The following is a 17,956-nucleotide window of genomic DNA, read 5'->3' on the forward strand; positions in this document are numbered from 1 at the left end:
ACCTTCGTGATGGGTGTTACTTGGTCTCTTCGGACTTGAACGGGAAGCCCAGGTGACGCAGCAGCGACCGGCCTTCGGCATCCGTCTTCGCCGTGGTGACGATCGTGATGTCGAAACCGCGGACGCGGTCGATCTTGTCCTGGTTGATCTCGTGGAAGACCGACTGCTCCTGCAGGCCGAAGGTGTAGTTGCCGTGACCGTCGAACTGCGCCGCCGACAGGCCGCGGAAGTCGCGGATGCGGGGAAGCGCCAGGTTCACGAGACGGTCGACGAACTCCCACGCGCGGTCACCGCGGAGGGTGACGTGCGCGCCGATGGCCTGACCCTCGCGCAGCTTGAACTGCGCGATGGACTTGCGGGCCTTGGTGACGACCGGCTTCTGACCGGTGATCTTGGTGAGGTCGTCGACCGCACCGTCGATCACCTTGGAGTCGCGAGCTGCCTCGCCGACACCGGTGTTCACGACGACCTTGACGAGGCCGGGGATCTGCATGACGTTCGGGTAGCCGAACTCCTCCTGCAGCGCCTTCTTGATCTCGCCCTGGTACTTCTGCTTCAGGCGGGGCTGGATCTTGCCAGCCTCCACGGCAGTTGCGTTGCTCATGTTCAGAGGTCCTTGCCGCTCTTCTTGGCGTAGCGCACACGGACGGTGCGCTTCACGCCGTCCTTCGTCTGCTCCTCGACCCGGCGGCCGACACGGGTCGGCTTCTTGGTCGAGGGGTCGACGACGGCGACGTTCGAGATGTGGATGGGGGCTTCGAAGGTCTCGATGCCGCCCGTCTTGGTGCCGCGCTGGGTCTGGCCCACGCGGTTGTGCTTGGTGACGTAGTTCACGCCTTCGACGATCACGCGGTTCTGCTCGACGAGGACCTCGAGGACCTTGCCCTGCTTACCGCGGTCTCCGCCGCGCTCGGGCTTGGCGCCCGAGATGACCTGAACCAGGTCGCCCTTCTTGATCTTGGCCATGGGGTCAGATCACCTCCGGTGCGAGCGAGACGATCTTCATGAACTTCTTGTCACGAAGCTCACGACCGACCGGGCCGAAGATACGGGTGCCGCGGGGCTCCCCGTCGTTCTTCAGGATCACGGCGGCGTTCTCGTCGAACTTGATGTAGGACCCGTCGTTGCGGCGGGTCTGCTTCTTGGTACGGACGACGACGGCCTTGACCACGTCGCCCTTCTTGACGTTGCCGCCCGGGATCGCGTCCTTGACGGTCGCCACGATGATGTCGCCCAGCCCCGCGTAACGGCGGTTGGAACCACCGAGGACGCGGATCGTGAGCAGCTCCTTGGCGCCGGTGTTGTCGGCGACCTTGAGGCGGGACTCAGTCTGGATCATTTCTTACTTCGCCTTCTCGAGGATCTCGACCAGGCGCCACCGCTTGGTGGCGCTCAGCGGACGGGTCTCGTTGATCACGACGAGGTCGCCGATGCCGGCGGCATTCTGCTCATCGTGCGCCTTGACCTTGGTCGTGCGACGGATGACCTTGCCGTACAGCGGGTGCTTCACGCGGTCTTCGACCTCAACGACGATGGTCTTGTCCATCTTGTCGCTGACGACGTAGCCACGACGCTCCTTGCGGTAACCGCGGGCGTTCTCGTCGCGCACGTCGTGCGCGGCGGACTCGTGCCCGGCGGCCTCGGCCGTCTTCTTCTCAGCCATCACTCGGCCTCTTCCTTCGCGGCGGCCTCGTCGGCGGCATCCGCCTTCTTGGTCGTCTTCTTCTTCGCCTTCGTGGTCTCCACGGGAGCGGGCGTGGCACGGATGCCGAGCTCGCGCTCACGGATCACGGTGTAGAGCCGCGCGATGTCGCGCTTGACCGCACGGATGCGGCCGTGGCTCTCGAGCTGGCCCGTGGCCGACTGGAAGCGCAGGTTGAACAGCTCTTCCTTGGCCTTGCGCAGCTCCTCGACGAGGCGCTGGTCCTCGAACGTGTCCAGCTCGCTGGTGGCGAGCGTCTTGGTCCCGACAGCCATTACGCGTCGCCCTCCTCGCGCTTGATGATGCGTGCCTTGAGCGGCAGCTTGTGAATGGCACGGGTCAGGGCCTCACGAGCGAGCTGCTCGTTGACGCCGGCGACCTCGAAGAGGACGCGACCCGGCTTGACGTTTGCGACCCACCACTCCGGCGAACCCTTACCGGAACCCATGCGGGTTTCGGCCGGCTTCTTGGTGAGCGGACGGTCGGGGTAGATGTTGATCCACACCTTGCCGCCACGCTTGATGTGACGCGTCATGGCGATACGAGCGGACTCGATCTGACGGTTGGTCACGTAAGCGGGCGTGAGCGCCTGGATGCCGAACTCGCCGAACGACACCTTGGTGCCGCCGGTGGCCTGGCCCGAGCGACCCGGGTGGTGCTGCTTGCGGTACTTGACCTTGCGGGGAATAAGCATCAGGCAGACGCTCCTTCTGCGACGGGAGCCTCGCTGCGGGGGCCGCGGCGACGGTCGCCACCACGGTCGCGGGTCGGCTTCTGGTTGGCCTGCTCGCGAGCGAGCTCCTTGTTGGTCAGGTCACCCTTGTAGATCCAGACCTTCACGCCGATGCGGCCGAAGGTGGTCTTCGCCTCGTAGAAGCCGTAGTCGATGTTCGCGCGCAGCGTGTGCAGCGGCACACGACCCTCGCGGTAGAACTCCGAGCGGCTCATCTCGGCGCCGCCGAGGCGGCCGGAGACCTGGATGCGGATGCCCTTGGCGCCGGCGCGCTGAGCGCCCTGCAGACCCTTGCGCATCGCGCGGCGGAAGGCCACGCGAGCCGAGAGCTGCTCGGCGATGCCCTGGGCGACCAGCTGAGCGTCGGCCTCGGGGTTCTTGACCTCGAGGATGTTCAGCTGGATCTGCTTGCCGGTGAGCTTCTCGAGGTCGGCGCGGATGCGCTCGGCCTCGGCGCCGCGGCGGCCGATCACGATGCCCGGGCGGGCGGTGTGGATGTCGACGCGAACGCGGTCACGCGTGCGCTCGATCTCGATCCCGCTCACGCCGGCGCGGTCGAGCTGCGTCTGGAGGAGCTTGCGGATCTTGACGTCCTCGGCGACGTAGTCGGCGTAACGCTGGCCGGGCTTGGTCGAGTCCGAGAACCAACGCGACACGTGGTCCGTGGTGATGCCGAGGCGGAAGCCGTACGGGTTTACCTTCTGTCCCATTACTTGCTCGCCTTCTTGGTCGGGGTCGCCGACTCGGCGACCTCGGGGGTCGCGAGCTCGACGGTGATGTGGCTCGTGCGCTTCTTGATCTGGAAAGCACGACCCTGGGCGCGGGGCTGGAAACGCTTGAGCGTCGTGCCCTCGTCGACGTACGCGTTGCGCACGTACAGGTCCTGCTCGTCCAGGAACTCGCCGTCCTTGTCCGCCTTCACGCGGGCGTTGGCGACCGCAGACGCAACGAGCTTGTAGATGGGCTCGCTGGCGCTCTGGGGGGCGAACTTCAGGATGGCCAGGGCCTCCTGAGCCTGCTTGCCCTTGATGAGCGCGACGACACGACGAGCCTTCTGAGGGGTCACGCGGATGTGCTTGACGCGTGCGATGGAATCAACCATGTCTCTCCTCCTCTAGTCCTCTCTGGAACGCCACCGCGTCAGCGGCGGCGACCCTTCTTGTCGTCCTTCTCGTGGCCGCGGAAGGTGCGGGTGGGCGCGAACTCGCCCAGCTTGTGGCCGACCATGGTCTCGGACACGAACACGGGGATGTGCTTGCGTCCGTCGTGCACGGCGATCGTGTGACCCAGCATGGCCGGGATGATCATCGAGCGGCGCGACCAGGTCTTGATGACGTTCTTGGTACCGGCTTCGTTCTGCGAGACGACCTTACGGAACAGGTGCTCGTCGACGAAGGGGCCCTTCTTCAGGCTGCGAGGCATCTTCCTCTACTCCTACTTCCGCTTCTTGCCGGCGTTGCGACGGCGAACGATGTACTTGTCGCTTTCCTTGTTGGCGTGGCGGGTACGACCCTCAGCCTGGCCCCAAGGAGTGACGGGGTGACGACCACCGGAGGTCTTACCCTCACCACCACCGTGGGGGTGGTCGACCGGGTTCATCGCGACACCGCGGACGGTCGGGCGGACGCCCTTCCAGCGCATACGGCCGGCCTTGCCCCAGTTGATGTTCGACTGCTCGGCGTTGCCGACCTCGCCGATGGTCGCACGGCAGCGCGCGTCGACGTTGCGGATCTCGCCCGAGGGCAGACGCAGCTGGGCGTAGGGGCCGTCCTTCGCCACGAGGCGAACGCTCACACCGGCCGAGCGGGCCAGCTTCGCGCCGCCGCCGGGGCGGAGCTCGATCGCGTGGATCACGGTACCGGTGGGGATGTTCTTCAGCGGCAGGTTGTTGCCCGGCTTGATGTCAGCCGAGGCGCCCGACTCGATGATGTCACCCTGCGACAGCTTGTTCGGGGCGAGGATGTAACGCTTCTCGCCGTCGAAGTAGTGCAGCAGCGCGATACGCGCGGTGCGGTTGGGGTCGTACTCGATGTGAGCGACCTTGGCGTTGACGCCGTCCTTGTCATTGCGACGGAAGTCGATGACGCGGTACTGGCGCTTGTGGCCACCACCGATGTGACGGGTCGTGATGCGGCCCTGGTTGTTGCGGCCACCGGTCTTCGAGAGCGGGCGCAGCAGCGACTTCTCAGGCGTCGATCGGGTGATCTCGGCGAAGTCGGCCACCGACGAACCGCGACGACCGGGGGTCGTGGGCTTGTACTTGCGAATAGCCATGTGTCTAGTCCTCTATCCCAGCGGTCAGCCGACGGCCGTGAAGATGTCGATGGTGCCCGACTTCAGGGTGACGATGGCGCGCTTGGTGTCCTTGCGCTTGCCCATGCCGAAGCGGGTGCGGCGGGCCTTGCCGACGCGGTTGAGCGTGTTGACCGAAGCGACCTTCACGCCGAAGATCTTCTCGATGGCGAGCTTGATCTCGGTCTTCGAGGCGCGGGGGTCCACGAGGAACGTGTACTTGCCCTCGTCGATGAGCCCGTAGCTCTTCTCGGAGACGACCGGCTTCAGGATGATGTCGCGCGGGTCCTTGTTCACGGCGGTCATGCCGAGACCTCCTCGGTGGAGCCGTTCTTCGACGAGACGAACCCGTCGAAGGCGGCCATGGTGAAGACGATGTCGTCGGAGACGAGCACGTCGTAGGCGTTGAGCTGGTCGAAGGTCAGCACGTGAACGTAGGCGAGGTTGCGCACGCTCTTGACGGCGATCTCGTCGTCACGGGTGATGACGACCAGCACGTTCTTGGTCGGGGCGAGCTCGGCCAGGGTCGCCGCGGCGGCCTTGGTCGAGGGGGCACCCTCGATGGCGAACGAGTCGATGATGTGCAGACGGCCACCGCGAGCACGGTCGCTGAGCGCGCCCAGCAGGGCGGCGGCGATCATCTTCTTGGGGGTGCGCTGCGAGTAGTCGCGCGGCTTGGGGCCGTGGACGATGCCACCACCGGTCATGTGCGGCGCGCGGATCGAGCCCTGACGGGCGTTACCGGTGCCCTTCTGCTTGAAGGGCTTGCGGCCGGCGCCCGAGACCTCACCGCGACGCTTGGTCGAGTGGGTGCCCTGGCGAGCCGCCGCGAGCTGCGCGACGACGACCTGGTGGATGAGGGGGATGTTCGTCTTGACGTCGAAGATCGAGGCGGGCAGCTCCACGGAGCCGGCCTTCTTGCCGTCGGCCTTCACGACGTCGAGCGCGAGAGTCGAGTCAGCCATGTTCAGGCACCCTTCACTGCGTTGCGGACGTAGACGATGCGGCCACGAGCACCGGGGACGGCGCCCTTGACGAGCAGCAGACCCTTCTCGATGTCGACGGCGTGCACCGTGAGGTTGAGGACGGTCACGCGCTCGCCACCCATACGGCCGGCCATGCGCATGCCCTTGAAGACGCGGCTCGGGGTCGACGACGCGCCGATCGAGCCGGGCTTGCGGTGGTTGCGGTGTGCACCGTGCGAAGCCGAAACGCCCTTGAAGTTGTGGCGCTTCATGACACCGGCGGTGCCCTTGCCCTTGCTGGTGCCGACGACGTCGACCAGCTGGCCGGCCTCGAACGTGCCGTCGACCGTGAGCTCCTGACCGAGTGAGTAGTCAGCGGCATCCGCGGTGCGCACCTCGGTGAGGTGACGACGCGGGGTCACGCCGGCGGCCTCGAAGTGGGCCGTGAGGGGCTGGTTCACCTTGCGCGGGTCGATCTGGCCGTACGCGATCTGAACGGCGTTGTAGCCGTCCTTCTCGGGCGTGCGGACCTGGGTGACCACGTTCGGCGCGATCTCGATCACGGTGACGGGAACGAGCTTGCCGTTCGCGTCCCAGACCTGGGTCATGCCGAGCTTCGTGCCGAGCAGGCCCTTGGAAACCTTTTCGTTGATGTGTGCCATGGTCGTCGTCCTCAGAGCTTGATCTCGATGTTGACGTCGGCCGGCAGGTCGAGGCGCATCAGGGAGTCGACCGCCTTGGGGGTCGGGTCGATGATGTCGATGAGGCGCTTGTGGGTGCGCATCTCGAAGTGCTCGCGGCTGTCCTTGTACTTGTGGGGCGATCGGATGACGCACACCACGTTCTTCTCGGTCGGAAGGGGCACCGGGCCCACGACCGTCGCGCCCGCACGGGTCACGGTGTCGACGATCTTGCGCGCCGACGTGTCGATGACCTCGTGGTCATACGACTTCAGGCGAATGCGGATCTTCTGTCCCGCCATTGTCTGCTCACTCTCTTTCTCGCGTCATACCTCTGGGGCATCGGACGCACATGGCGCTTGCGCGCCGGGCACTTCACCTCGCGGTTGCGAGGGATGCTGCACCGCTGTTCTCGTGTCAATCCCGCCGACCGCACGCGTGCGGAACCTGTTTCCAGGTATGTGGCGGATGTTGTCGTTCTGCTGCCCGCGGCCTAGGACCCTGCGCCCGTATCCTCGAGGAGGAGGCGCCGCCTATGCACTGCCCTGGCAGTGATCCCGCGCAAGCGCGCAGGAATGTGGAACTGGACTAGTCTACGTGCCGCCCGGGCGTGTCGCAAACCCGGGCGTGTCGCGCTCGGCGTATCCTCAGCCACCGCCCCCTGCCGCGCCTCTTTCCGCGCCCGGACGACACTGAAATGGTGCACCTTTTCGCGCGGAAGCGCGGGACGGCCTCAGGGAGACGGTGCGACCGCGGTGCGGTCACAGAGAACCCGCCGCCCCCGTGAGGGGCGCGGCGGGTGCCTGGGTGTGCGGGGGTGTTACTCGTGGCCGATCTTGGAGTCGATGGTGTTGCGCACGTTGTCGACGTGCTCGTCGACGGCATCCGGGGCGACCTTCTTGACGAAGTCGGCGGCGGCGTCGAGCACGCTGTCGCTCACGCCTTCGGCCTGCTCCGAGGTCAACGTCTCGTCGATCTTGTCCTTGTTCTGCTCGAGGAACTGCTTGGCCTGGTTCACCACGTCTTCGACGCCCATGTCGTTTCCCTTCGGATCGATGTGGCACCCATCATGGCAACTCCCCCGCAACGACGACAAGGGCCGGGCCCGAAGGCCCGACCCTTGTCGGTGGATCCGAAGTATTACTTCAGGATCTTGGTGACGGTGCCGGCACCGACGGTGCGGCCACCCTCACGGATAGCGAAGCCGAGGCCCTCTTCCATGGCGATCGGCTGGATGAGCTCGACCGACATCTCCGTGGTGTCGCCGGGCATGACCATCTCGGTGCCCTCGGGCAGCGTGATGACGCCGGTGACGTCGGTGGTGCGGAAGTAGAACTGCGGACGGTAGTTGGTGAAGAACGGGTTGTGACGACCGCCCTCCTCCTTCGACAGGATGTACGCGGTGCCGTCGAAGTTGGTGTGCGGGGTGACCGAACCGGGCTTCACGACGACCTGGCCGCGCTCGACGTCGTCACGCTTGGTGCCGCGCAGGAGCAGACCACAGTTCTCGCCGGCCCAGGCCTCGTCGAGCTGCTTGTGGAACATCTCGATACCGGTGACGATCGTCTTCTGCGTCGGGCGGATGCCGACGATCTCGACCTCGGAGTTGATCGCGAGGGTGCCGCGCTCGGCGCGACCCGTCACGACCGTGCCACGGCCGGTGATGGTGAAGACGTCCTCGATGGGCATGAGGAACGGCTTGTCCTTGTCACGCACCGGGTCGGGGATCGACTCGTCGACGGCGTCCATGAGCTCGACGATCTTCTCGACCCACTCGGCGTCGCCCTCGAGCGCCTTCAGGCCCGAGACGCGGACGACGGGGGCGTTGTCGCCGTCGAAGTCCTGCGACGAGAGCAGCTCGCGCACCTCGAGCTCGACGAGCTCCAGGATCTCCTCGTCGTCGACCATGTCCGACTTGTTGAGCGCGACCAGCAGGTAGGGCACGCCGACCTGCTTGGCGAGCAGCACGTGCTCGCGGGTCTGCGCCATCGGGCCGTCGGTGGCGGCGACCACGAGGATCGCGCCGTCCATCTGGGCCGCACCGGTGATCATGTTCTTGATGTAGTCGGCGTGACCGGGGGCGTCGACGTGAGCGTAGTGACGCTTCGGGGTCTCGTACTCGACGTGCGAGATGTTGATCGTGATGCCGCGCTGACGCTCCTCGGGAGCGGAGTCGATCGACGCGAAGTCGCGCTGCACGTTGGTCGCGGACGGGTACTTGTCGGCGAGCACCTTCGAGATCGCCGCGGTGAGCGTCGTCTTGCCGTGGTCGACGTGACCGATCGTTCCGATGTTCACGTGCGGCTTGGTGCGCTCGAACTTGGCCTTAGCCACTGGGTCCTCCTCAGGACGTTCGTGTAGAGGTGCCGGGCGCTGGATTGCGACCGGTGCTCTACGGGGATGGTGTCAGTGTAGTTGACGGTTCTGTATTCAGTTTGGGCGGATGCCGGGAGCCGGGGCCCCCGGCATCCGAAGAGCGGAGTTACTCGCCCTTGGTCTTCTGGACGATCTCATCCATGACGTTGCGCGGGACCTCGGCGTAGCTGTCGAACTCCATGGAGTAGACGGCGCGGCCGGAGGTCTTCGAACGCAGGTCGCCGATGTAGCCGAACATCTCGGACAGCGGCACGTTGGCACGGACCACCTTGACGCCGGCGGCGTCCTCCATCGACTGGATCTGGCCACGACGCGAGTTCAGGTCGCCGATGACGTCGCCCATGTACTCCTCGGGCGTACGCACCTCGACGGCCATGATCGGCTCGAGGATGACCGGGTTCGCGCGGCGGACGGCCTCCTTGAAGCCCATCGAGCCGGCGATCTTGAACGCCATCTCGGACGAGTCGACGTCGTGCGAGGCACCGTCGAGCAGGATCGCCTTGACGCCCACCATGGGGTAGCCGGCGAGCACGCCGACGTTCATGGCGTCCTGGAAGCCCTGGTCGGTCGGGCTGATGTACTCGCGCGGGATGCGGCCACCGGTGACCTTGTTCTCGAACTCGTACGTCTTGTCGGCCGTGACCTCGAGAGGCTCGATCGTGAACTGGATCTTGGCGAACTGGCCCGATCCACCGGTCTGCTTCTTGTGCGTGTAGTCGTGCTTCTCGACCGACTTGCGGATCGTCTCGCGGTAGGCCACCTGGGGCTTGCCCACGTTGGCCTCGACCTTGAACTCGCGCTTCATGCGGTCGACGAGGATGTCGAGGTGCAGCTCGCCCATGCCCTTGATGACGGTCTGACCGGTCTCGGAGTTCTGCTCGACGCGGAACGTCGGGTCCTCTTCGGCGAGCTTCTGGATCGCAATGCCCAGCTTCTCCTGGTCGGCCTTGGTCTTGGGCTCGATGGCGACCTCGATGACCGGCTCGGGGAAGGTCATCGACTCGAGCACGACCTGGTTGGCCGAGTCGGACAGGGTGTCACCGGTGGTGGTGTCCTTCAGGCCGATGACGGCGTAGATGTGCCCGGCGGTGACGGAGTCGACCGGCATCTCCTTGTTGGCGTGCATCTGGAAGATCTTCCCGATGCGCTCCTTCTTGCCCTTGGTGGCGTTGACGACCTGCGCACCCGAGTCGAGGTGACCCGAGTAGACGCGGATGTAGGTCAGACGACCGAAGAAGGGGTGGGTCACGATCTTGAACGCGAGCGCCGCGAAGGGCTCCTCGCGGTCGGCGTGACGCTCGATGATGGTCTCTTCGTTCTTGGGGTCGCGCGCCTCGATGGCGGGGACGTCCAGCGGCGAGGGGAGGTAGTCCACGACCGCGTCGAGCATCGGCTGCACGCCGCGGTTCTTGAACGCCGAGCCGCAGAGCACGGGGTAGAGCTCGCCGGCGACGGTCATCTTGCGGATGGCGCCCTTGATCTCGGCGATCGAGAGCTCCTCACCGCCGAAGTACTTCTCGAGCAGCGCCTCGTCGGACTCGGCGACGGTCTCGAGCAGCTTCTCGCGGTACTCGGCGGCCTTGTCGGCGAGGTCGGCCGGGATCTCCTGGATCTCGTACTTGGCGCCCATGGTGACATCACCCTTGGCGTCGCCGGGCCACACCAGGGCACGCATCTCGACCAGGTCGACGACGCCGACGAAGTCGCTCTCCGAGCCGATGGGAAGCTGCAGCACGAGCGGCTTGGCCTTCAGGCGGTTGATGATGGTGTCGACGGTGAAGTAGAAGTCGGCGCCCAGCTTGTCCATCTTGTTGACGAAGCAGATGCGGGGGACGTCGTACTTGTCGGCCTGGCGCCAGACGGTCTCGGACTGGGGCTCCACGCCCTCCTTGCCGTCGAACACCGCGACCGCGCCGTCGAGGACGCGCAGCGAACGCTCGACCTCGACCGTGAAGTCGACGTGGCCGGGGGTGTCGATGATGTTGATCTGGTTCTTGTCCCAGAAACAGGTGACGGCGGCGGAGGTGATCGTGATGCCACGCTCCTGCTCCTGCTCCATCCAGTCGGTGGTGGCAGCGCCGTCGTGCGTCTCGCCGATCTTGTGGTTGACGCCCGTGTAGAACAGGATGCGCTCGGTCGTCGTCGTCTTGCCGGCATCGATGTGGGCCATGATGCCGATGTTGCGGACCTTGTTGAGGTCGGTGAGCACTTCTTGTGCCACGGGGGTTTTCCTCTCGGTGAGATCAAGGGTGGATGCGGGGGCCGGGTCGCGGCCCCCGCATCACAGAAGCTGTTACCAGCGGTAGTGCGCGAAGGCGCGGTTCGACTCGGCCATCTTGTGGGTGTCTTCGCGGCGCTTGACCGCGGCACCCAGGCCGTTCGAGGCGTCGAGGATCTCGTTCTGCAGACGCTCGGTCATCGTCTTCTCACGACGACCCTTCGCGTAGGAGACGAGCCAGCGCAGCGCGAGCGTGTTCGCGCGGTGCGGCTTGACCTCGACGGGCACCTGGTAGGTCGAGCCACCGACGCGGCGCGACTTGACCTCGAGGGTCGGACGGACGTTGTCGAGCGCCTTCTTGAGCGTCGCGACGGCGTCCTGGCCGTTCTTGGCCTCGACGCCCTTCAGGGCGCCGTAGACGATCGCTTCGGCGATGGACTTCTTGCCATCGACGAGGATCTTGTTCACCAGCTGGGTGACGATCGGAGCACCGTAGACCGGGTCGTTGACGACGACGCGGCGGGGTGCGGGTCCCTTGCGAGGCATCTAACTCAACCCTTCTTCGCGCCGTAGCGGCTACGGGCCTGCTTGCGGTTCTTGACGGCCTGGGTGTCCAGGGCGCCGCGGACGATCTTGTAGCGGACACCCGGGAGGTCCTTCACACGACCGCCGCGCACGAGCACCAGCGAGTGCTCCTGCAGGTTGTGGCCCTCGCCGGGGATGTAGGCGGTGACCTCGGTGCCGTTGCGGAGCTTGACACGGGCGACCTTGCGCATGGCCGAGTTCGGCTTCTTGGGCGTGGTCGTGTACACGCGGGTGCAGACACCCGCCTGCTGCGGGTTCGCCTTCAGGGCGGGCGCCTTGGTCTTGGTGACCTTGGGCGAGCGACCCTTGCGAACCAACTGCTGAATGGTTGGCACGTTCTCTCCTTCTTGTGCTGCACGGTGACAGCGATGGTGGTTTCACCACAGATCCACCGGCGCGGCGATCAGCCGTGCTTTTGATGTGGTGGATATGCCGTGGGGGTGTCCTGTTCGCAGGACCTTCCCGAGTGTGTGCCGCTCCCCCTGTCCGCACCGGGGCACGACGCAGGGCGTGCGTGTACGCACACCCGGTCAATGATACCCGGGTTTCCGGAGGTCGGTCAAACGCGGCCGATCTTCGCCGCCACGTCTCAGTCGTGCAGCAGGCGGAACTCTTCGTCGCCGAGGAAGAACCGCTCCCCCGCGGCGAGCTCCGTGCCGGGCTCGATCTCGACCTCGTCGCCCATCAGGGTGCGCACGAGCACGCCGTTGGTCGAGCCGAGATCGGTGATCAGCCAGCGCTCACCGCGCAGCTCGATGCGCGCGTGGGTCTTGGAGACGGTGCGCGCGAGGTCTTCGACGGCGACGAGCTGCGCGCTCGGGAACCCGGGGTCGGCGGCGGGCCGGCGGCCGAGGATCGCGACGTCGCCGGTGATGGCCACCGGTGCTCCGGATGCCGGGATCAGCCGCCACGTCGGAAGCTTGCGGCGCACCATGACGGTCTGGTCGACCTCGTCGTCGCCCGCATCGGCGTCGTCGGCGAGCTCGGCCTCGCGGCGCTGCTGCGCCGAGACCGCACCGAGGGCCGAGCGCGGGGCGCCGGCGGCCGGCGAGCCGACGACGGCCGAGACCTCGCCCGACAGCTCGGGGAACGCGTCGGGGTCGAGGCCCGACCAGCGCGCACGGGTGGCCGCGCGGGTGGCGGGCGGGGCGTCGGCGACGGGCTGCTCCGCCGGGGCGGGCTCCGCCGGCGCGGGCTCCGCCGCGGCGGGGGCGGGCGGGGTGGCCGCGGCGGGGGCGGGTGAGGCCGGGGCGGCCGCGGCGGGCGGCACCTCGGATGCCGGCACGCTCGACGTGCGGGCCGGAGCCGGCGGCGCGGCGGAGGCCGCAGCCGCGGGAGCGGCGGCGGGGGCGGCGGGCGTGCGATCGGCCTCGTCGCCGAGGCGGCGGCCGGGGACGAACGAGATGACCTCGTCGGCGGGGGCGGGTGCCGGCACGTGGCGGGCTCCCGAGACCGAGGCCGAGCTGGGCGGGAACGGCGACGGCGAGACCGCCGACACGTCGTCGACCTCGGACGGCCAGCCGGCGATGTCGGGCTCGGCGGCCGGGGCCGGGGTCGCGGCGGGCGCCGGCGCGGCGGCATCCGGGATCTCGTGCTGCGGCGAGGCCTGCTGCGGCGCGGCGCCGGGGGCGGGAGGCGCCCACGCCTGCGGCGCCGACGAGGCGCCGGTCACGGGCGCCGCGGTGCGGGCGGGAGCGGCCGGGGCGGCGGGGGCGGCCGCCGCCGTCGGCGTCGAGAGGTCGACGGGGGCGGCGGGAGAGGTGGGGGTGGCCAGGCTCCCGGCGGCGGTGGCTGCGGCCACGCGCGGGGCCACGACGGGCGGGATGTCGACGAGGCGCGCCGCGGTGGGCGCGGCATCCGCGTCGGGCGTCCGCCCGGCGGGAGGGGCGTCACCGGCGGGGCGCACGCCGCGCCACGGCGCCGGGCCGAACCCGAGGATCGAGGCCCACACCACATGCAGGAGCGCCGCCAGCACCGTCATGCCGGGGCCATAGCCGTAGCCCTGGTTGATGCGGTGGGCCGAGACGATCAGCAGCACCCAGACCACCAGCAGACCGACCACCGGCACGAACACCAGCAGCACCATCCAGGGGCTGAAACCGCCCCACCGCAGCAGGGTGGCGAGGTTCAGCAGCGGCACCCAGCCCTTCCACGACGCTTCGCCCATCTTGCGGAACATCGCCGACAGGGCGAGGGCCAGCCAGATGTACAGGGCGATGCCGATCGCCGTCGACAACAGCACCGTGACGAGCGTGAGCGACCCGTCGAGGGTGGAGGACATGACGGACGTGGTCATGATGTACACCCTAGAGGCACCCGCCGGAGCGGCCCGGCAGCGCCGGTGCGCTCAGAGCTCGGGAAGGCCCGGGTCTGCTGTGGGATCGAACGGCGCATCCAGCGACCGGGTGAGCTCGTCGAGCATCGCCGAGATCTGCGGCTCGACGTACTCGGCCACCGCCGACTGGATGCGCAGCCGGTGGTGCAGCAGCACCGCGCACACCTCGCGGCCGATCATGTTCGCGTAGTCGTCGGCCAGGCCGACCTCCTGGCGCAGGGCGACCTTCGCCTCCTCGCTCAGCGGCGGCAGGGCCGGGATGTCGGCATCGACCTCGTCGGCCATGCCGGCGACCGTGAACAGGAACGGGGCGCCGGGCAGCGGATCGGGATCCAGCGGCAGCCCCTCGAACTCGGGGGCGAGCCCCTCGGCGGGGCGGTAGCTGCGGGCCCGGTTGCGCGCCGCCTGCTGGTCGAGCTCGGCCTGCAGCATCGGCAGGTTGTTGGCGGTGTAATCGGCCACGGCGTGGTCGACGATCGTCTTGACGCGGATCGACAGCCCGTGCTGCACCCCGTGCGGCACGTCGGAGCCGAGTCCGGCCGCCGAGAGAACCGGCGACCCGAGGCAGCGACGGCACGGCGCCACCCGGCCGCGGTGCGTGGCCGGCTCCCAGCGCGGCAGCCAGCGCAGCCAGGCGTCGACCGCCTGGCTCACCTGCGTCTCGAGGGAGCGCTCCACGGCATCCATTGTGGTCGCATTCGGGCCGAATCGCGTGGATTCGCGGATGCCGACGCGCGATCACTCGTCGTCGGCGTCCTCCCAGGGCCACCGCGGACGGTGCGCGCGGGTGCGCACCAGGGCGATCCCGCACCAGGCGGCCACCAGCGCGCAGCCCGCCAGCAGCACGCTGAACCACGAGATCGCGAACTGCCCGGCCGCGCCGACGGCCCGCGCCGGGTCGGCCCCCTGCACGAGGGCGCCCACCGCCAGCCCGACGAGGTAGCCGGCCACGGCGGCCGCGGTCACCCACAGGGCGCTGAGGTAGGTGGGCTGGGGCCGGCGGACGGCCGACCAGAGGGTGGTGGCGAAGCCCACGACGGCCACGGCGGTGCCGAGTATGCCGGGCAGCTGCCCGAGCCCGGGCGAGCCGATCACCTCGGCGCCGGTGGCCAGACTCGCCAGCCCGAAGCCCGCGATGACGAGGGCGAAGAAGCCGACGGTCGCGAAGGCCAGTGCCACCGGGGGTGACACGCCTGCGCGACCGGGAGTCGACATGGGCTCAGAGGCGGTGCAGCTGCGGCCCCGCCTCGAGGGTGCGCTCGTACTCGCGACGCGCCTCGACGTTGAGCTCGGTCACGCGCTTGCCGCGCGCGGCCGCCCAGGCGCCGAACCAGATCGTGATCTCGCGGCCGAGGACGAACGCGATGACCGCGAGCGGGGCCAGCAGCTGGTCCTGCACGAGGTCGGCGCCCTGGCTGGCGGTGAGGGTCCAGAACTGCGCCTGGAAGAGCTGACCGAGCAGGTGCCCGCCGTAGGCGGCGACGCCCACGAGCAGACCGAAGATCACCCACGAGCCCCAGCGGCCGCGGTTGATGATCGCGCCCAGCAGCCAGAAGGCGAGGAAGAACACCGCCACCGGCACCCAGAACCACCACGAGGTGACGGCCGAGAGGGCCTCGGCGCCGAGGTCGGCCGTGGTCGCATCGCCGTCGACGACACGCAGCACGAGCGCCGCGATGAGGTACAGCACGCCGAACGAGAGCGCGGCCAGCAGGCCGATGGCCCCGGCGGCGCCGCGGTTCCCGCGCAGGCGCGGGGCTTCGGGCGCCTGCACGAAGATCGGCTGCGGGGTGGAGGCGATGGCGGGCTCGCTGGGCGTGACCGCGGCGGCACCGACTCCGGCTCCGGCCAGGCCGGCACCGGCCCCGTAGATGGCGGGGTCGAGGTCGCCCGACGATCCGGCGTACGCGGCCTCGGCGGTGTGGGAGGGCTCGTAGACGGCCGTCGGCTCGTCGACGACGGGCGCGGCGACGGTCTCGGCGGCGACGGGGGCGTCGGCGGGGCGCTCGTCGTAGGCACGGTCGGCGGCACGGTCGGCGGCCGGCTCGGTCGTGACCGGCGGGGCCACGACGGGCTCGGCGGTCACGGGCGCGACAGTGGTGTCGGTGGGGGCGTCGGTGACGGTCTCGTCGCGGACGACGGGCGCGGGCTCGTCGCGGACGGCGTCACGGGAGGCGGCCTCGGCGTCGGCCAGGCCCGCGTGGGCGCTGCTGACGACGTCGTCGACGCCGGCACCCGCGTCGGTGGACGTGGACTCCGGGACGGGTTCGCCGTTCTTGTGGTCGCTCATGGCGGCTGCTCCTCACGCGGGGCGCACGCCACCGCAGTGCCGAGCGTAACGCCGGGTCCGCCCCCCGGGCGGGAGGCGTGCCGACGTGTCACGCGGCTGTGGCCGATCCGGTGCCTATCGTGGAGGCATGACCCGTGTCCGCCCTCACCGTTCGGCCGCCCGCGCGCGCGGCATCCGCCCGTTGCGCGCCCTGGGGACGGTGACCGTGGGCGCCGCGCTCGTGTTCGGCTTCGCGGCGTGCGCGCCGGAGCCCGACGCCGCCCCCGCCCCCAGCACGAGCGCCCCGGTCGCGGTGTCGCCCACGGCGGCCGCCGCGGCCCCCGAACTCGCCGCGTTCCCCACCGGACCCTCGACCTCGACGACCGCCCTCCCCTCCGACTGCCGCGCCATCCTCACCCCGGCGGTGCTGGCCGAGCTCGAGGGCGTCTCGCTCAACGCGCCCGGCATGGGCGGCGGCATCCGCGCCGACAGCAGCCGCGTGTGCATCTGGGGCGAACCCGGGTCGGTGGGCACGTGGCTGGCGACCGTCATCGGCTACGCCCCCGACCGCGACGCCCGCGACGCCCTGTACGCCCTCGGCAACGACGGGTACACCTGCTACGAACCGCGCGGCGGGATCCGCTGCGAGAAGACGTGGCAGCATCCGTCGCTGCCGGTGGAGCAGGGACGCACGCTCTTCTACCGCGACGGGGTGATCGTCGACACGCAGTACTCGAACCTCGCCCCGAAGGGCTACACCAACGCCGTCATCGCGGCGCTGTGGCCGGCGGGCTGAGAGCGCCGCAGTCGCGCGGCGTTCAGCCGGCCCAGACCCGGTCGCCGATGCGGCTCTGATACTGCACGGGCTGCCACGTGGTCTGCACGGTCGACACCCACAGGCCCGCGCCGGTCTCGACCGTGTCGGTGGTCTCGCCGTCGACGCGCGTGCACACGACGCGACCGGCGGCCTCGTTGCACGCGTAACCCGCGCCCGACAGCGCCGTCGCCGAGATCGCCCCGGCGTCGGCGGGTACGCGCGCCACGGTCGTCGAGATCGCGCCGTCGTCCGACGTCCAGTCGCACGTGAACAGCACCTGCGGCTGCAGCGCGGCGACGAGATCGGTCGCGGCGGTGCGCGGCGGCTCGGTGGAGGTCTTCAGCTCTGCGCCGGGCGTCCACTCCAGCGACGCCCAGAGCGCGTTGTCGTAGAGGTCGCGGCACTCGTCGAGCCCGGCCGGAGCCCCGTCGACGGGCGACGAGGTCGCGGTCGGCTGGCCGGCAGCATCCCCCATCCACGCCAGCGAGGGCTGCACGAGGGGGAAGGCGATGAACGCGAGCGCGCCCACGACCCCGGCGCAGATGATGCCGACGATCCACGCGAACACCGCGTTCCTGCCGCCGACCCGAGCCATGCCTCCACGCTACGTCCCCGACGCCCCGGCATCCGATCGACACCCGCACCATCCCCCGATTCGGGGTCGCGTGCGGCGGGCTCGCAGGCCGGGAGGTGGGTGGTGGCGACCCCGGACGGGCGGGGTGGGAGGGTGATGGCGGCCCCGGACGGGCGGGGTGCGGCAGACCAGCCTCGACACCGCACGCGCGAGCTGCAGCTCCGCGAGTCGCAGGAGTTCTGCGCCCCCCGCCTGCAGTTCGAGGTCACGCAGGTGCGCTGACGCGGCATCCGCCCGCCTCGCCCCGCGCCACCGGCGCATAACTCAGGCTGTTTCGCATCTGCGGCCGCCGAATCGGCCCGCACGGCCGAATCTGCCTGAGTTATGCGCCGTGGCGCGGCGCGACCAGC

General features: G+C 69.0%; 26 protein-coding genes. 2 read left to right on the forward strand and 24 right to left on the reverse strand.

Annotated features, from left to right (window positions below):
- Positions 1–16: 16 nt before the first annotated feature.
- From rplE to N3K63_RS02280, 23 genes are all read right to left on the reverse strand, one after another.
- A complete protein-coding gene (gene rplE / locus N3K63_RS02170) occupies positions 17–604 on the reverse strand; it encodes a 50S ribosomal protein L5 (protein WP_261578319.1) in 588 nt (195 codons plus the stop codon).
- A gap of 2 nt (positions 605–606) precedes the next feature.
- Positions 607–966 carry a 50S ribosomal protein L24 gene (rplX, locus tag N3K63_RS02175; RefSeq protein WP_261578320.1) on the reverse strand — a complete coding sequence of 120 codons (360 nt, stop codon included), beginning with the start codon at positions 964–966 and terminating at the stop codon, positions 607–609.
- Positions 967–970: 4 nt separating this feature from the next.
- On the reverse strand, positions 971–1,339 hold the full coding sequence (gene rplN, locus N3K63_RS02180; RefSeq protein WP_261578321.1) for a 50S ribosomal protein L14: 369 nt from the start codon (positions 1,337–1,339) through the stop codon (positions 971–973).
- A gap of 3 nt (positions 1,340–1,342) precedes the next feature.
- Positions 1,343–1,663 carry a 30S ribosomal protein S17 gene (rpsQ, locus tag N3K63_RS02185; RefSeq protein WP_261578322.1) on the reverse strand — a complete coding sequence of 107 codons (321 nt, stop codon included), beginning with the start codon at positions 1,661–1,663 and terminating at the stop codon, positions 1,343–1,345.
- Positions 1,663–1,977, reverse strand: coding sequence for a 50S ribosomal protein L29 (gene rpmC, locus N3K63_RS02190; RefSeq protein ID WP_315943077.1), 315 nt, complete (start codon positions 1,975–1,977; stop codon positions 1,663–1,665). Before rpmC ends, rpsQ begins: the two co-directional genes overlap by 1 nt.
- A complete protein-coding gene (gene rplP / locus N3K63_RS02195; protein ID WP_029145865.1) occupies positions 1,977–2,396 on the reverse strand; it encodes a 50S ribosomal protein L16 in 420 nt (139 codons plus the stop codon). Before rplP ends, rpmC begins: the two co-directional genes overlap by 1 nt.
- Positions 2,396–3,145 carry a 30S ribosomal protein S3 gene (gene rpsC, locus N3K63_RS02200; RefSeq protein WP_261578323.1) on the reverse strand — a complete coding sequence of 250 codons (750 nt, stop codon included), beginning with the start codon at positions 3,143–3,145 and terminating at the stop codon, positions 2,396–2,398. Before rpsC ends, rplP begins: the two co-directional genes overlap by 1 nt.
- On the reverse strand, positions 3,145–3,537 hold the full coding sequence (gene rplV, locus N3K63_RS02205; protein ID WP_261578324.1) for a 50S ribosomal protein L22: 393 nt from the start codon (positions 3,535–3,537) through the stop codon (positions 3,145–3,147). Before rplV ends, rpsC begins: the two co-directional genes overlap by 1 nt.
- A gap of 38 nt (positions 3,538–3,575) precedes the next feature.
- The gene (gene rpsS / locus N3K63_RS02210) at positions 3,576–3,857 is read right to left on the reverse strand and encodes a 30S ribosomal protein S19 (protein ID WP_261578325.1); all 282 of its coding nucleotides are present in this window, start codon (positions 3,855–3,857) and stop codon (positions 3,576–3,578) included.
- A 12-nt stretch (positions 3,858–3,869) separates the two neighbouring features.
- On the reverse strand, positions 3,870–4,709 hold the full coding sequence (rplB, locus tag N3K63_RS02215) for a 50S ribosomal protein L2 (RefSeq protein ID WP_261578326.1): 840 nt from the start codon (positions 4,707–4,709) through the stop codon (positions 3,870–3,872).
- Between the two features lie 24 nt (positions 4,710–4,733).
- The gene (gene rplW, locus N3K63_RS02220) at positions 4,734–5,033 is read right to left on the reverse strand and encodes a 50S ribosomal protein L23 (protein WP_261578327.1); all 300 of its coding nucleotides are present in this window, start codon (positions 5,031–5,033) and stop codon (positions 4,734–4,736) included.
- Complete coding sequence (gene rplD, locus N3K63_RS02225) at positions 5,030–5,692, reverse strand: 50S ribosomal protein L4 (RefSeq protein WP_261578328.1); 663 nt, start codon at positions 5,690–5,692, stop codon at positions 5,030–5,032. The genes rplW and rplD overlap by 4 nt, the downstream gene beginning before the upstream one ends.
- Positions 5,693–5,694: 2 nt before the next feature.
- The gene (gene rplC, locus N3K63_RS02230) at positions 5,695–6,354 is read right to left on the reverse strand and encodes a 50S ribosomal protein L3 (RefSeq protein ID WP_261578329.1); all 660 of its coding nucleotides are present in this window, start codon (positions 6,352–6,354) and stop codon (positions 5,695–5,697) included.
- A gap of 11 nt (positions 6,355–6,365) precedes the next feature.
- Positions 6,366–6,674: a 30S ribosomal protein S10 gene (rpsJ, locus tag N3K63_RS02235; RefSeq protein WP_005050520.1), complete on the reverse strand. Its 309-nt coding sequence runs from the start codon at positions 6,672–6,674 to the stop codon at positions 6,366–6,368.
- Positions 6,675–7,192: 518 nt separating this feature from the next.
- Positions 7,193–7,408, reverse strand: a complete 216-nt coding sequence (locus tag N3K63_RS02240) for an Rv0909 family putative TA system antitoxin (protein WP_261578330.1) — start codon at positions 7,406–7,408, stop codon at positions 7,193–7,195.
- Positions 7,409–7,512: 104 nt separating this feature from the next.
- Positions 7,513–8,706, reverse strand: a complete 1,194-nt coding sequence (gene tuf / locus N3K63_RS02245) for an elongation factor Tu (RefSeq protein WP_261578331.1) — start codon at positions 8,704–8,706, stop codon at positions 7,513–7,515.
- Positions 8,707–8,854: 148 nt separating this feature from the next.
- Positions 8,855–10,969: an elongation factor G gene (gene fusA / locus N3K63_RS02250; RefSeq protein ID WP_261578332.1), complete on the reverse strand. Its 2,115-nt coding sequence runs from the start codon at positions 10,967–10,969 to the stop codon at positions 8,855–8,857.
- A 72-nt stretch (positions 10,970–11,041) separates the two neighbouring features.
- Positions 11,042–11,512, reverse strand: coding sequence for a 30S ribosomal protein S7 (gene rpsG / locus N3K63_RS02255; RefSeq protein ID WP_261578333.1), 471 nt, complete (start codon positions 11,510–11,512; stop codon positions 11,042–11,044).
- A gap of 5 nt (positions 11,513–11,517) precedes the next feature.
- Positions 11,518–11,886 (reverse strand): 30S ribosomal protein S12, encoded by a 369-nt coding sequence (rpsL, locus tag N3K63_RS02260; protein ID WP_018187369.1) that lies wholly within the window; start codon positions 11,884–11,886, stop codon positions 11,518–11,520.
- 254 nt (positions 11,887–12,140) lie between these two features.
- A complete protein-coding gene (locus N3K63_RS02265) occupies positions 12,141–13,847 on the reverse strand; it encodes an FHA domain-containing protein (protein WP_261578334.1) in 1,707 nt (568 codons plus the stop codon).
- Positions 13,848–13,898: 51 nt separating this feature from the next.
- Positions 13,899–14,564 carry a spermidine/putrescine ABC transporter substrate-binding protein gene (locus N3K63_RS02270; protein WP_261579162.1) on the reverse strand — a complete coding sequence of 222 codons (666 nt, stop codon included), beginning with the start codon at positions 14,562–14,564 and terminating at the stop codon, positions 13,899–13,901.
- A gap of 60 nt (positions 14,565–14,624) precedes the next feature.
- On the reverse strand, positions 14,625–15,065 hold the full coding sequence (locus N3K63_RS02275; protein WP_261578335.1) for a DUF6121 family protein: 441 nt from the start codon (positions 15,063–15,065) through the stop codon (positions 14,625–14,627).
- A gap of 40 nt (positions 15,066–15,105) precedes the next feature.
- Complete coding sequence (locus N3K63_RS02280; protein ID WP_261578336.1) at positions 15,106–16,176, reverse strand: ABC transporter; 1,071 nt, start codon at positions 16,174–16,176, stop codon at positions 15,106–15,108.
- Between the two features lie 127 nt (positions 16,177–16,303).
- Between N3K63_RS02280 and N3K63_RS02285 the strand changes: the two genes are divergently transcribed.
- Positions 16,304–16,951, forward strand: a complete 648-nt coding sequence (locus tag N3K63_RS02285; protein ID WP_261578337.1) for a hypothetical protein — start codon at positions 16,304–16,306, stop codon at positions 16,949–16,951.
- A 22-nt stretch (positions 16,952–16,973) separates the two neighbouring features.
- On the opposite strand, the gene N3K63_RS02290 is transcribed toward N3K63_RS02285, so the two are convergent.
- The gene (locus N3K63_RS02290) at positions 16,974–17,567 is read right to left on the reverse strand and encodes a hypothetical protein (protein WP_261578338.1); all 594 of its coding nucleotides are present in this window, start codon (positions 17,565–17,567) and stop codon (positions 16,974–16,976) included.
- A gap of 135 nt (positions 17,568–17,702) precedes the next feature.
- Here N3K63_RS02290 and N3K63_RS02295 point away from each other — a divergent pair, with 135 nt between their 5' ends.
- Positions 17,703–17,828: a hypothetical protein gene (locus N3K63_RS02295; protein ID WP_261578339.1), complete on the forward strand. Its 126-nt coding sequence runs from the start codon at positions 17,703–17,705 to the stop codon at positions 17,826–17,828.
- Positions 17,829–17,956: the final 128 nt, after the last annotated feature.

It is taken from the genome of Microbacterium festucae, assembly GCF_025421715.1.
GTDB classification, from domain to species: Bacteria; Actinomycetota; Actinomycetes; order Actinomycetales; family Microbacteriaceae; genus Microbacterium; species Microbacterium festucae.

Coding starts and splice junctions, on each gene's coding strand:
- rplX (WP_261578320.1), bottom strand. CDS start 966: ATGGCCAAGATCAAGAAGGGCGACCTGGTTCAGGTCATCTCGGGCGCC.
- rplN (WP_261578321.1), bottom strand. CDS start 1,339: ATGATCCAGACTGAGTCCCGCCTCAAGGTCGCCGACAACACCGGCGCC.
- rplV (WP_261578324.1), bottom strand. CDS start 3,537: ATGGTTGATTCCATCGCACGCGTCAAGCACATCCGCGTGACCCCTCAG.
- rpsJ (WP_005050520.1), bottom strand. CDS start 6,674: ATGGCGGGACAGAAGATCCGCATTCGCCTGAAGTCGTATGACCACGAG.
- rpsC (WP_261578323.1), bottom strand. CDS start 3,145: ATGGGACAGAAGGTAAACCCGTACGGCTTCCGCCTCGGCATCACCACG.
- rplP (WP_029145865.1), bottom strand. CDS start 2,396: ATGCTTATTCCCCGCAAGGTCAAGTACCGCAAGCAGCACCACCCGGGT.
- rpsQ (WP_261578322.1), bottom strand. CDS start 1,663: ATGGCTGAGAAGAAGACGGCCGAGGCCGCCGGGCACGAGTCCGCCGCG.
- N3K63_RS02295 (WP_261578339.1), top strand. CDS start 17,703: ATGGCGGCCCCGGACGGGCGGGGTGCGGCAGACCAGCCTCGACACCGC.
- rpsG (WP_261578333.1), bottom strand. CDS start 11,512: ATGCCTCGCAAGGGACCCGCACCCCGCCGCGTCGTCGTCAACGACCCG.
- N3K63_RS02240 (WP_261578330.1), bottom strand. CDS start 7,408: ATGGGCGTCGAAGACGTGGTGAACCAGGCCAAGCAGTTCCTCGAGCAG.
- rpmC (WP_315943077.1), bottom strand. CDS start 1,977: ATGGCTGTCGGGACCAAGACGCTCGCCACCAGCGAGCTGGACACGTTC.
- N3K63_RS02265 (WP_261578334.1), bottom strand. CDS start 13,847: ATGACCACGTCCGTCATGTCCTCCACCCTCGACGGGTCGCTCACGCTC.
- N3K63_RS02290 (WP_261578338.1), bottom strand. CDS start 17,567: ATGGCTCGGGTCGGCGGCAGGAACGCGGTGTTCGCGTGGATCGTCGGC.
- rplD (WP_261578328.1), bottom strand. CDS start 5,692: ATGGCTGACTCGACTCTCGCGCTCGACGTCGTGAAGGCCGACGGCAAG.
- rplC (WP_261578329.1), bottom strand. CDS start 6,354: ATGGCACACATCAACGAAAAGGTTTCCAAGGGCCTGCTCGGCACGAAG.
- N3K63_RS02280 (WP_261578336.1), bottom strand. CDS start 16,176: ATGAGCGACCACAAGAACGGCGAACCCGTCCCGGAGTCCACGTCCACC.
- N3K63_RS02285 (WP_261578337.1), top strand. CDS start 16,304: ATGACCCGTGTCCGCCCTCACCGTTCGGCCGCCCGCGCGCGCGGCATC.
- rpsS (WP_261578325.1), bottom strand. CDS start 3,857: ATGCCTCGCAGCCTGAAGAAGGGCCCCTTCGTCGACGAGCACCTGTTC.
- rplW (WP_261578327.1), bottom strand. CDS start 5,033: ATGACCGCCGTGAACAAGGACCCGCGCGACATCATCCTGAAGCCGGTC.
- rplB (WP_261578326.1), bottom strand. CDS start 4,709: ATGGCTATTCGCAAGTACAAGCCCACGACCCCCGGTCGTCGCGGTTCG.
- rplE (WP_261578319.1), bottom strand. CDS start 604: ATGAGCAACGCAACTGCCGTGGAGGCTGGCAAGATCCAGCCCCGCCTG.